The organism is Moraxella sp. CTOTU48717 (assembly GCF_032057165.1).
Classification (GTDB): domain Bacteria; phylum Pseudomonadota; class Gammaproteobacteria; order Pseudomonadales; family Moraxellaceae; genus Faucicola; species Faucicola tetraodonis.
In genome coordinates this window covers 69,321-81,819 of the sequence record NZ_DAMBBC010000009.1, presented here as the reverse complement: position 1 = coordinate 81,819, position 12,499 = coordinate 69,321, and the positions used below count along the sequence as shown (strand labels likewise).

The 12,499-nt window shown below is 42.4% G+C and carries 7 protein-coding genes, 1 tRNA gene and 1 pseudogene; 8 read left to right on the top strand and 1 reads right to left on the bottom strand.

All coding sequences use genetic code 11. The annotated features are described in order from the left end of the window. Nucleotides 1–153: 153 nt before the first annotated feature. From RT084_RS07050 to RT084_RS07015, 8 genes and pseudogenes are all read left to right on the top strand, one after another. On the top strand, nt 154–642 hold the full coding sequence (locus RT084_RS07050) for a hypothetical protein (protein ID WP_313098639.1): 489 nt from the start codon (nt 154–156) through the stop codon (nt 640–642). 161 nt (nt 643–803) lie between these two features. Then, a complete protein-coding gene (locus RT084_RS07045; RefSeq protein ID WP_312384084.1) occupies nt 804–2,741 on the top strand; it encodes a TonB-dependent receptor domain-containing protein in 1,938 nt (645 codons plus the stop codon). A 285-nt stretch (nt 2,742–3,026) separates the two neighbouring features. Further along, on the top strand, nt 3,027–4,283 hold the full coding sequence (locus RT084_RS07040; RefSeq protein WP_312384086.1) for a two-component system sensor histidine kinase NtrB: 1,257 nt from the start codon (nt 3,027–3,029) through the stop codon (nt 4,281–4,283). An 84-nt stretch (nt 4,284–4,367) separates the two neighbouring features. Continuing rightward, the gene (locus RT084_RS07035) at nt 4,368–6,146 is read left to right on the top strand and encodes a sigma 54-interacting transcriptional regulator (protein WP_312384088.1); all 1,779 of its coding nucleotides are present in this window, start codon (nt 4,368–4,370) and stop codon (nt 6,144–6,146) included. After that, nucleotides 6,143–7,126: a serine/threonine-protein kinase gene (locus RT084_RS07030; protein WP_312384089.1), complete on the top strand. Its 984-nt coding sequence runs from the start codon at nt 6,143–6,145 to the stop codon at nt 7,124–7,126. Before RT084_RS07035 ends, RT084_RS07030 begins: the two co-directional genes overlap by 4 nt. Nucleotides 7,127–7,237: 111 nt before the next feature. Continuing rightward, nucleotides 7,238–7,322 (top strand) — tRNA-Leu (locus tag RT084_RS07025). Between the two features lie 261 nt (nt 7,323–7,583). Continuing rightward, nucleotides 7,584–8,735 carry an AAA family ATPase gene (locus RT084_RS07020; RefSeq protein ID WP_313098631.1) on the top strand — a complete coding sequence of 384 codons (1,152 nt, stop codon included), beginning with the start codon at nt 7,584–7,586 and terminating at the stop codon, nt 8,733–8,735. A gap of 113 nt (nt 8,736–8,848) precedes the next feature. After that, nucleotides 8,849–9,728: pseudogene (locus RT084_RS07015) on the top strand (IS982 family transposase). A 140-nt stretch (nt 9,729–9,868) separates the two neighbouring features. Here the strand turns inward: RT084_RS07015 and clpA are convergent. Then, nucleotides 9,869–12,328: an ATP-dependent Clp protease ATP-binding subunit ClpA gene (clpA, locus tag RT084_RS07010; RefSeq protein ID WP_313098629.1), complete on the bottom strand. Its 2,460-nt coding sequence runs from the start codon at nt 12,326–12,328 to the stop codon at nt 9,869–9,871. Nucleotides 12,329–12,499: the final 171 nt, after the last annotated feature.

The following is a 12,499-nucleotide window of genomic DNA, read 5'->3' as shown; positions in this document are numbered from 1 at the left end:
CGTTTACACTCAGTTATAATCAAACCATGGAGTTATCACTTACCATTAATGAAACAGTATCAATGACCATTAATGAATAATCATCTCTTGTTGCAAGCGTTTTGCAATACTACCTTTACTATTGATAATTGAAATTTTTTAGAAGGAAAAATTATGTCAGCAGAAAATTCGACCAAAACCATCGACCCAAAACTTGATTTAGAAAAAATCAAACGCGAATGCGAGGCGATGATTAAAAGTAAAGCCAAAATATCGGCAGCCGCCGCGGTTGTCCCTGTGCCGCTGCTAGACGTTGCGGTGGATGCCACGCTGTTATCAAAATTGCTACCTGAAATTTCTGCTAAATTTGGTTTAATTGAACCCGCCCAAACAGCTGTAGATTTGAACAACGGCGCGCAAATCAGCCAATTAAAAGATAAAGCAGTGGATTTTGCAGGGCTAGTGGTGACGCGCAGTATTGCCAAAAAAACTTTCCAAGGTTTTGGCAGCCGTATTATCGCCAAGCAGGTCACCAAATTTGTACCATTTGGCGGTCAATTAGTGGCAGGTACCATCGGTTATTTGATGTTTAAAAAAATTGCTGAAAATCACATCAATGAATGCTACCAAAAAGCTAAAAAATTACAGCAACAAGCCAGCTAACTGTTGATACGAAGGCTTTTATCAAAACCCCTTTAGTTGCTAAAGGGGTTTTTTATTGAAAAATCCTCAAGCTTTGATGAGCAATAACCAAGCAAAAGTAATAGCTTATGTAACGATATTTTTCTACAATGTATCTTTAAACTATTTTTTTGGGTCAAGTTATGCGTTATACCTGTCAGACATCACCTCGTTTTATCAAAAAGCCATTTTTTAATATCCATCCAATGACGCAAAGCGTTTTGGTGATTATTGGCATGTCCATGACTGGTGTTAGCGCTCATGCAGCGACTAGCGAAGCTGCTATTGGCGAAGCTGAAACGACTTTGCCGAGCCTTACTTTTACCACCACGGCAACCAAAACGCCGACGCTTGTCAAGAATACCATCGCCCAAACCACTGTGATTGATGAAGAACAATTGCAACGTTATCGCGGTCAAAGCGTGATAGATGTACTTCGTGGACAAGGTGGCATATATGTTACTCAAAATGGTGGGGATGGTGCGAGCAGTGGTGTCAGATTGCGTGGTTACTCCAATAGTCAAGTCTTAGTATTAATCGATGGGATTCGTTACAGCTCTGCAACCGCAGGTGGAGCAGCATTATCGCTGTTACCAGTCGACCAAATCGATAGAATAGAAATAGTTTATGGTGCTTCTGGCTCAAGTCTTTATGGCTCAGATGCGATGGGCGGCGTGATTCAAGTCTTTACTAAAGGTCAAAACGCCCAACAGTCTAATGTCGCATTGACTGTTGGCGGCGGCACAGAAAACAGCTATAAAGGGCAAATTACAGGACAACTGGTTAATTCTGCAACGACTTTAAGCCTTTCTACGGGTTATGAAAAGACCAATGGCATTGACGCGACGAAACCTTACGCTCAGTTCGGCATACATCATGCTGACAAAGACGGTTTTGAGTCCAAAAACGCAAGTTTGGTCGCCAAGCATAAAGTCAATGACAATGTTGAAATTGGAGCAACAGGATTATTTGCAAAATCCACTACAGATATTGATAGTGGTTCAGAAGTGCCAAACGCGTATGCTGACCAAAAAAACGCGGCTGTCTCAGCTTTTGCCGATTATCAACAAGATAAACTGTCTGCAAATATTAAATATGGTCAAAGTTATGATAAATCTACCACGTATGATGGTGCAGATTGGCAAACAGGTCGCCTAGACGATGTAATCAATACGACTCAGAAACAAGTAACCATACAGCTTGGCTATCAGTTGCCACTCGGTAAGCTTATCGGTGGTTATGAGAATTTAAAACAAGAAGTTGATAGCTCTAATGATTATGACGTGACTCACCGCACTATCAACAGTGAGTTTTTGGGATATCAGCTCGCTCAAGATAAATATGATGTGCAATTAAATGTGCGTCACGATGATAACTCACAATTTGATAGCAAGACCACCTACAATGTGGGCGGTGCGTATCGTCTTAGCCCCAACACTCGCATTGGTGCATCATACGCAACCAATTTTCGTGCCCCCACATTCAACGATTTGTATTGGCCAGGCTCAGAAAATCCCAACTTAAAACCTGAAACCAGCAAAAATGCAGAAATCTTTATTGAAAACAGCAATCATCATCAACACACACGCGTAACAGCCTACCAATCTAAATTTACCGATAAATTAGCTTGGGTAACCACCGACCCACTTACTTATGCAGGTCAAATGCAAAATATAGATAAAGCGGATATTAACGGTATTTCGTTAACCAGTGACTGGCAGTTAAATAATACTTTATTTGGTCTAGGTTATGATTATCTAGATACTGAAGATAAAAAAACGGGCAAAGAATTAATTTATCAACCCAAAAACAAAGGTATTGTTTACCTAGGCTATCAACAGCCAAAATATGACATTCGAACGGAGGTACAATACGTCGGAGAGCGTTATCGTGATGCCAACAATTCACAAACTCTAGACAGCTACACCTTGTTGAACCTGACTGGGAATTATTATGTCAGTCCCAACCTAACCATTAGCAGTCGTCTTAATAATCTCACAGATAAAGATTATGAGACCGTTTATGGCTACCGCCAAAAAGGCATTAATTCATTCGTCTCACTAACCTACCAATGGTTCTAAATTTTTATAGCTACAGTACATCAAAGGGCATAGATTTTATGCCCTTTTTTTATATGTCTTTTTTTAGCAATTAGGCTTTAACTTTTGCACTATTTTGGTTCAAAATATATCATACTACGATTAGCACGTTGCTATAAATGAGTGATTTTTTAATATCAAATGACTGATTTGCTGCCCATCACTCTAATTATTTATCTGTTATGACAATAATCCAAAAATTATCCAATAGTTTATTGGCATTTAAATTGCACTTTAACCATTGCTCAAATTTGTGGTAGTTATCCAATGACCCATCCTACTTTTTTACATAGTCTCGAATCCAACCAGAACCTGTTTGAGGACATGTTCAATAACCTACTATCGGGGTTAATTGTCGCTGACATCAACTACGAGTGCGTCTATATCAACGCGACGGCTGAGCAGATTTTGTCAGTCAGTCAGCACCATTTACTTCATAAAAATGTGATCGATATTTTAACCCCCGCAAACTATGAAAAATTACTAACGCAAGCATCAGAGCAATCGCATACGGATGATGACCCGATAACCCATAAAAAAACCAAAGCACAGGTCAAATTGGCGCTGCAAAACCAATTTGAACATACCAAAAAAATGTACCAAGCATTCATCCATCATGATTGCACCATTTTGGGGCTAAGCGCTCAAGGGATTGGTGCACCATTATTGGTCGATTATGGGGTTTCCCCGTTAGAAACCGAGGCGGGTTTTTTCTATTTGATTGAAATTTGGGCAAAAGATCGCGAAAGTCGTATTCAACAAGAACAGTATCAAAATCACCAACATTTGATAACCCGTCAAATGATTCGCAGTATGGCACACGAAGTCAAAAACCCTTTAGCCGGCATCCTTGGGGCAAGCCAACTGCTTGAGAAGAATTTTAATCAAATCATGAAGTTTGATGGGATTGTGCGCTATATTAACGACACCAAGGCGCAAAAGGTCGCGAATTATCTCAGTATCATCATGGATGAGACCAGACGACTCAATAACTTAGTGACCCAATTGCTGGGTGCGCCAAATTTGCCCAACTGGCAATTAATCAATGTACATGAGCCCCTGCAGCATGTACTAACGTTGGCAGAGATACAAAACCCCAATATTAGTCTAGTCAGAGACTTTGATTTATCGTTGCCAGAAATCACCGCTGATAAAGACCAGCTCGTACAAGTATTTATGAATATCGTCAATAATGCGATACAAGCGCTCAATGAAAACGACATTGTATCGCCTATCATCACGGTAAAGACCCGTATTCAGCACCAACAAACCATTGGCGATATACGACATAAAAGCGTATTGCGGGTTGATTTTATTGATAATGGCTTGGGCATTGATAGTGAGTTGTTACCGCAAATTTTTTATCCTTTGGTCACAGGACGCGCCAATGGTACAGGGTTGGGACTGGCACTTGCTCATGACATTATTCAGCGCCATCAAGGGCAAATCAGTGTGACCTCTCAGCCAGGTGAAACCCTATTTACGATTTTTTTACCTTGGCAAATTCGGCAAATAACCAAATGATAGTTTAAGCGTGATACACCACAGCATCATGACTGATCGGCTATGAATTTTTAAACACTACAGTTTCCCATATAGGGTTTTTATATGACTTATACCAATAATAAAACGCCAACCACCGAGCCTATTGTTTGGGTCATCGATGACGACCAAGCGCTACGTATGATTTTAGAAGATACGCTGACAGATAGTGGGTTTCAAGTGCAAACCTTTGGCAATGCGCAATCGGCGTGGCGGCTACTACAAGATAGCGAGCAAGACAGCCAACCGAAGAGTGACAATAGTGCCTCCTTGCCAAGTGTCATCGTCACCGATATTCGAATGCCGATGATGAACGGATTGGACTTTAGCAGTAAAATCAAACAAGCCTTTGCACAAATCCCTGTCATCATCATGACCGCGCATGCCGATGTGCAGTCTGCGGTGGATAGCTATCAATCAGGCGCATTTGATTACTTACCCAAGCCGTTTGAGTTGGATGATGCCATTGCCATGGTGAAAAAAGCTTGCCTGCAAAGCCAGTCAAACCAAACACAAAAGCGCAGTAAGTCTGAGAACTACAACGACTCTCTGATTCGTGATGCACAGCAGCCGCCAGCGCAAAAAGTAGCAGTCGCGCTAGAAAAAGCCCCCACCAACCCATCGGGCATCATCGGGCAATCCATTGCCATGCAAAAAGTATTTCGTGCGATTGGTCGCTTGTCGCATATGCCGATGACAGTACTCATCACCGGCGAATCAGGGACGGGTAAAGAGCTGATTGCCAGTGCCTTACACGAACATTCGCCACGCAAATCCAAACCATTTATCGCCCTCAATATGGCGGCGATTCCGCATGATTTGATTGAAGCTGAACTATTTGGTCATGAAAAAGGCGCGTTTACGGGTGCGACTACCACGCGCCAAGGGCGTTTTGAGCAGGCGCATGGCGGCACTTTATTTTTGGATGAAATCGGCGACATGCCTTTACCGACCCAAACGCGTTTGCTGCGCGTCTTAGCAAATGGTGAGTTTTACCGTGTCGGTGGGCTCAAACCCATTAAAGTCGACGTACGTATCATCGCAGCGACCCATCAAAACCTAGAAACTCTGGTGCAGCAAGGCAAGTTTCGTGAAGATTTGTTTTATCGGCTCAATGTCATTCGACTGGCGCTACCTTCCCTACGTGAGCGCCGCGAAGACATTCCGCTGTTAATCGATTTTTTTATGCAAAATATCGCCAAAAGCATGCATACCCACACCAAAACCATCACGCCGTCTGCGATGCATATTTTGCAAAGCTATCCTTGGCAAGGTAACGTGCGTCAACTTGAAAATACCTGCCGCTGGCTCAGTGTGATGACAACAGGGCAAACCATTCAGCCGAGTGATTTGCCACCCGAGATTTTACAAGCGTTTGAATTACAAGATAGCAAGCCTGTAACTACGCGTGAGCCCAATACACATACGACACATAACTATCAGCCTGACACTCAGTTTGAGGCACCTGCTAGCGAACATCCGTCATCTTTGCCAGCTCCGAGTAACAGCCCCAGTGCTAGTGCTAATCTGAATGTCCATTCGAGTGAGCTGCCAACGCCTTTATCCGCTACGACGGTCATACCGACCTTGCACGCCTCACAAACTGGCGCAACCGCAGATTGGATCACGCCGCTGCAAGTTTGGGCACAACAAGCACTCGCTGAAGGACAGTACGACATTCTGCAAACCGCTTATCCGATGTTTGAGAAATGTTTACTTGAAGTGGCACTTGCCCATACTGCTCAGCATAAAGGACAAGCGGCTGACCTACTGGGTTGGGGGCGCAATACCGTGACCCGAAAATACCAGCAGTTGATTGAAGGTAGACTCGTTAAGCCATCATGATTGAGACAAGGTCAACTCACAAAGTACTGGTTATCATAAAAAATGGCTGTCAGTCGCTCGTTACTGACTTACAGCCACTATCAGCTTCAAATCCACTCAACCATACCGAGCTTTGGTACGGGGTATGGCATTCAACTCACTCCCCGCCTACTGCCGTTGTCGTTAAACAATTACTACCTCACTTTAATGCAACCAATCTCGCCCATTTTGAGCAAGAAATTAACGCCCTTCATCATTGCCAAAGCCTAGCGATTGACAGCACCCATCATACAAGCGGTATTCCCACGCTGTATGCTTCAAACCTTCTACCTGATACCCTCATCTTTGACCAACAGCAGCCGCAGCAATCTGTTAGTCCGTGTCTAGTCATGTCGTATCATCCAGGCGAGACGTTAAAATCCTTGCTGTATGCGCATGCTAAATTGCCAATACTTAATCTTCCGCAAAAAATGACCATTTTTTTACATAGTTGCCAAGTGGTCAACCGTTTGCATCAATTTGGGCTGATGCATTTGGATCTCAAACCCGCCAACTTTATTGTAAAACCCAATCTTGAAGTGGTGTTAATTGATTTTGGTCTGAGTGATTTTAGTTTTAGTGATATTGGTCTTGGCGATGCTATGGGGAAAAATGCCTCACTGAACTGCAAAACTTACACCGCTGGTACGCCTGCCTATATGAGTCCTGAGCAATTCACAGGACAGCCTTTTGACAAGTTTAGCGACTACTATAGTTTGGGGGTGATATGGTACGAATTATTGATGGGATGTCTGCCTTTTATGGCAGATGATTATCCTGGTTGGGCAATCGCGCATCGCCAACAGCCCGTGCCTTTTCTATGCCCAAATCATCAGTTATCAGAATTTGCTTGCCAAGCTTGCCAGCCTTTTATTGACAAGCTGCTGGCAAAACGCGTGGAAAACCGTATTAGTAACTTGGCAGATATTATCAATGCGCTAAAAATTTTACTTAACCAATAAAAAAATGCGTTTTTTTTAAAAAACCCCTTGCCAAAGCGAAAATTTTCTATATAATAGCCAACCACAAAGACACTGATACAAATATTGAGTCAACACTTTGAGGCAACTCATGGGGCTGTGGCGAAATTGGTAGACGCACTGGATTTAGGTTCCAGCGCCGCGAGGTGTAAGAGTTCGAGTCTCTTCAGCCCCACCACTCAAATCGGTATTAGTTAAATTAACCTGCCTCTTGCAGGTTTTTTTATGCCTAAAATTCCTGTCTATCTTATCTCACCATTGCTTACTGCCTTACTGTTAGCCAGTATGCTGCTCATTTTGTTGCTAAAAATTTTTTAACTGATTGCCAACTAGCTAATTTTTAACTTGCATCTAGTATTAACTGCCCCATCTCTATAGTTAGCTTGTTTACTACTAACTATGTTAATTTTTCTACTGCCTTTTATAAGCCTATATTCCTATGAAAATTTTACAATCGCCCTATTACCAGCCGCGAAAGCTGCTCAGCGCCTCCTCCGAGCCGCCCTATACTGTTCAACTTATTGAAGACAACCTCCAATACGCTAGCAAATATAATCCTTTTGAGTCGCTACTCGATGATATTTTCCCTGGGGTGCATGTTGGCAACCATGATATGGTAATTCGCAAAGAGCAGCTTAAAGATTTTGAGCGTTGCACCGATTTTACTACCGTCGCCTATTCGCATAAAAATAATACATTGTATGAGCGTGAAGCTTGTTATTTTCATCCCAAATATGAAGTGTTCATGCTCACCAATGAAGATTTGTCAAATGACTATGACGAATACATCTTTGAGTCAGGCTTGTTAAAAGTCGTCAGTATTTACTATATTTCGACCAATCCGCATTCGGCGGCAAGTGTCAAAAACGTGTTTGATGAATACTTGCAAAAGTATGTCTCGCAAGAGGCTAAAGTATCGATTTTACTTAAAGAAGTCCATGGTTTTGTATTTAAAACCCATCGTATCAAGCCATTTCCCATCAATTTAGATACCATGTATCACGAGGATTTTCTGCCTGTGCATCAGCATATCAAAGAGTCACTCAATCACGATGGTAAAGGCGTGGTACTGTTGCATGGCGTGGCGGGCTCAGGTAAAACCAACTATATCAAATGGCTAACCAGCCAAGTGCCTAATAAAAAATTCATCTTTGTGCCCACTACTATGATTGGGTATTTGACCAACCCTGAATTTATGTCACTATTGGTGGATAATAAAAACTCGGTATTAGTGCTTGAAGACTGTGAAAACTACATTGCCGAACGTAGCATTGATAACGCCAATACCGATGTGGTATCGGCGATTTTGAACATTGCTGATGGTATGCTGTCGGATGTGTTGGAGTGTCAGTTTATTTGTACCTTTAACTCCGATATCTCAAAAATTGACCCCGCGCTGCTGCGTAAAGGTCGATTGATAGCTGAGTATAAATTCAAAGAATTGTCCGTTGAAAAATCCAACGCGTTTTTGGCATCGATTGATAAAGCTATCATCGTCAATAAACCGCACTCATTGGCAGAGCTAACCAACATGGATCATCTGTCCTATCGAGAGAAACAAGCAGAAAAACCCAAATTTGGTTTTGTGTAATTATTAAGCCCAATCATTAATTAACCTGAATTCGACATAAGAAAGGATAAAAAAAAGAAGTCCAACATGCTAAAGTAAGTTCACCACAAACACCTTTAACCAGGACTTCTTACATGGACAATCTTGTAGAACTTTACTGCCACATCGACGACTTTTGCAAAGCCTACACAGCCGAGCAACAGCAGTAAAAAGCCACGCAACAAACCATGCAAAATAAGTTTAGCAGAAATCATCACCATCTTGGTACTATTTCATCAAATACGCTATCGAGAATTTAAAGCCTTTTACTATGGCTATGTCTGTCAATGGCTAAAAAATGCCTTTCCAAGACTACCAAGTTACAACAGAATGGTAGAACTGATGGAAAAAGCCGTATATCCCATGTGTGACTACCTACAATTCTTAATGCAAGGCAACTGCACAGGGATTAGCTACATCGACTCAACCAGCCTAGCGGTTTGTGATAACCACCGTATCAAACGCAACAAAGTCTTTGCCGATACAGCAGGACGGGGCAAAAGCAGTATGGGCTGGTTCTTTGGCTTTAAATTACACGCCATCATCAACCACCAAGGTGAACTCGTGAATCTTACCGTAACAGCGGGCAATGTTGATGACAGAAAGCCTGTCAAACAACTGTGTGAAAACCAAGTCTTTGGTAAACTGTTTGGCGATAAAGGCTACATTGATAGATCCCTAACCGCTTGGCTCGACGAAAACTTGGATGTTGAACTGGTTACCAACGTCAAAAAGAATATGAAAGCTAAAGACATTGCTTGGTTAGATAAACGATTGCTTAAACGCCGTTTCTTGATTGAGACGGTGTTTGATGAGTTAAAGAATATTTGCCATATCGAGCATTCAAGGCATCGTAGCCATGTTGGGTTTATGAGTAATTTGGTGGCAGGGCTGATTGCTTATTGCCATCAACCCAAGAAACCGACACTTAAAAATGTGCTGATTGAACCTTTCGTCGCTAAGATTGCTTGCTAATTCAAAGCCTTAGAGTATGGCTTATGTAGAACTGGGGTTAATTATAATCATTAGCGATAGTCATTAAGTATAGTCATTAACTATAATCAGTAGGCATAAAAAAAGGAGCTCAATAGCTCCTTTTTTTATACTAGACATTACTATACATTGTCGATTTGCTTTTCATCAATGGGCACAAGCTCAATCGCTGTTTTATCGGCATTCATACGAATCGAAACCGTACCGCCATTCACCAAATCACCAAATAATATTTGCTCTGCCAATGGTTTTTTGATTTCATCTTGAATCAAGCGGTTCATTGGGCGTGCACCCATGAGACGATCGTAACCTTTTTCTGCCAGATAATTTCTGACCGCATCATCAATTTCAAGCACCACTTTCTTGTCATCAAGCTGGGCTTGCAGCTCAACCAAGAATTTATCAACCACAGATACAATGACATTTTGATCCAATGGGTTAAATTGAATGATGGCATCCAAACGATTACGAAACTCTGGGGTAAACATCCGTTTCATCGCCTCACTATTGTCGCGACTATGGTCTTGTTTGGTAAAGCCCATGCTGTTGCGACTGATGCTATCAGCACCGACATTGGTGGTCATGATCAGTATCACTTGCTTAAAGCTTGATGTGCGACCGTTATTGTCGGTGAGCGAGCCATGATCCATCACTTGGAGCAGCAAGTTAAATACATCAGGATGGGCTTTTTCAATCTCATCTAGCAATAGTACACAATGCGGGAATTGATTGATTTTTTCGGTCAATAAACCACCCTGATCAAAGCCCACATAGCCTGGCGGTGCCCCAATCAAGCGGGACGCTGTATGTGCTTCCATATACTCAGACATATCAAAACGAACCAGCTCAATGCCTAACAAATTCGCTAACTGACGACTGACTTCAGTTTTACCGACACCGGTAGGACCAGCAAACATAAATGAACCAATCGGTTTATCATCGGGTTTTAAGCCTGCACGTGACAACTTGATGGCATCTGCCAAGTTTTTAATGGCTTCATCTTGACCAAACACCAGATGTTTTAGGTTACTTTCAAGATTTTGTAGCACCGATTTGTCATCCGTTGAGACGGATTTTGGCGGGATGCGCGCAATTTTTGAGATAATGTATTCAATTTGCGGGACATCAATCACCACTTGTCCGCCGTGTTGTGCCGCGTCAATCACTTGATTATCTGCTTCGCTTAACATAGCCTCAGGTTCGACAACACCATCCGCTGCATGGCTAACATCTAAGTCATCGACAAGTGCGTCTTCATCCACCACAGGCTGATTTGATAACTTGTCATTTGCGACATTATCAGTGGATTGATTGCTGTCCACAGTAGATTCAACCTGATTTTCGGCTTGTTTTTGCAGGCGAACAAATGCACCCGCTTCATCAATCACATCAATGGCTTTGTCAGGTAAAAAGCGTTCGTGAATGTGTTTTACCGCCAGATGCACCGCACTTTGTAGCGCCTGATCGGTATAGCTGACGTTATGGAATTTCTCATATTGTTTTTTCAGACCGCGTAGAATATCAATCGTTTCATCAATGGATGGCTCGTTGACATCAACTTTTTGGAAACGACGACTTAAGGCATGGTCTTTTTCAAACACTTGGCGGTATTCGGTAAAGGTGGTTGAGCCGATACAACGCAGCTCACCGGATGCCAACGCAGGTTTGATTAAATTTGACACATCCATATTGCTGCTCATCGATGAGCCTGCGCCGATAATCATATGGATTTCGTCAATAAATAAAATCGCATTGGGCTTGGCTTTTAAGGCATCTAATAGCGCTTTCATCCGTTTTTCAAAATCACCGCGGTATTTTGTACCGGCAATCAGCGCACCAATATCTAAACTATATACCACACAGCCTGATAATGGTTTTGGTGCTTTGTCATTGACAATCAACCATGCCAAGCCTTCCGCAATCGACGTTTTACCCACCCCTGGGTCACCCACCAGTAGCGGATTATTTTTGCGGCGGCGGCATAAAATCTGCGCGGTACGCTCGATTTCTGCTTGGCGACCAATTAACGGATCGGTGCCACCCGTAGAGGCTTTTTGATTGAGATTAACGGTAAATTCAGTCAATGGGTCTTTATTGGCTTTTTCACCCGTTTCTTCAGTTTCAACACTGGTTAATTTGTCGCGCACTTTTTTGTCTTGACCATGCGATAAGTACTGGGTCAACTCAAGTCGCGTCACCCCTTGTTTTTTAAGCAGGTACACCGCGTAGGTGTCATGCTCTGAGAACATAGACACTAGCAAATCTGAGCCTTCTACCAAACGGCTGCTAGCAACCGATTGCACATGAAAAATCGCACGCTGCAAGATACGGTCAAAACTGCGCGTTGGTTGTGGCGAGTAATCTTCGTTGATATCGACCGTTGGGGTATGTTCATCAATATACTGGGTCAAATCTTTGCCGAGCTGATCCACATTGACTGCACAAGCCACCAAGGCTTCTACCGCATTTTCATTCTCTAACAGTGCCAATAGCAAATGCTCGACCGTTAAATATTCATGTGCACGTTGTTTTGCGAGTGTCACTACCAACCGCAACGTGCTTTGTAATTCTAAACTTAACATAAGATGTCCTTAATACTTGTCACCGACGGTTTTTGATTTTGCCCTACGTGAAAAATCATACGTTATCTAATTGATTGGTTTGATGTCGTTATAGGTGTTGATGGTTTTTTGCGTTGATGTTTTCTCAAGTTTCATTTGCCGTCACTTCAGCACCAAATATCCTGTTGATAT

Bases quoted from the DNA above. Each gene is read 5' to 3' on its own strand.
- RT084_RS07030 (WP_312384089.1), top strand. From the start codon at position 6,143: ATGATTGAGACAAGGTCAACTCACAAAGTACTGGTTATCATAAAAAAT.
- RT084_RS07020 (WP_313098631.1), top strand. From the start codon at position 7,584: ATGAAAATTTTACAATCGCCCTATTACCAGCCGCGAAAGCTGCTCAGC.
- RT084_RS07035 (WP_312384088.1), top strand. From the start codon at position 4,368: ATGACTTATACCAATAATAAAACGCCAACCACCGAGCCTATTGTTTGG.
- RT084_RS07040 (WP_312384086.1), top strand. From the start codon at position 3,027: ATGACCCATCCTACTTTTTTACATAGTCTCGAATCCAACCAGAACCTG.
- RT084_RS07050 (WP_313098639.1), top strand. From the start codon at position 154: ATGTCAGCAGAAAATTCGACCAAAACCATCGACCCAAAACTTGATTTA.
- clpA (WP_313098629.1), bottom strand. From the start codon at position 12,328: ATGTTAAGTTTAGAATTACAAAGCACGTTGCGGTTGGTAGTGACACTC.
- RT084_RS07045 (WP_312384084.1), top strand. From the start codon at position 804: ATGCGTTATACCTGTCAGACATCACCTCGTTTTATCAAAAAGCCATTT.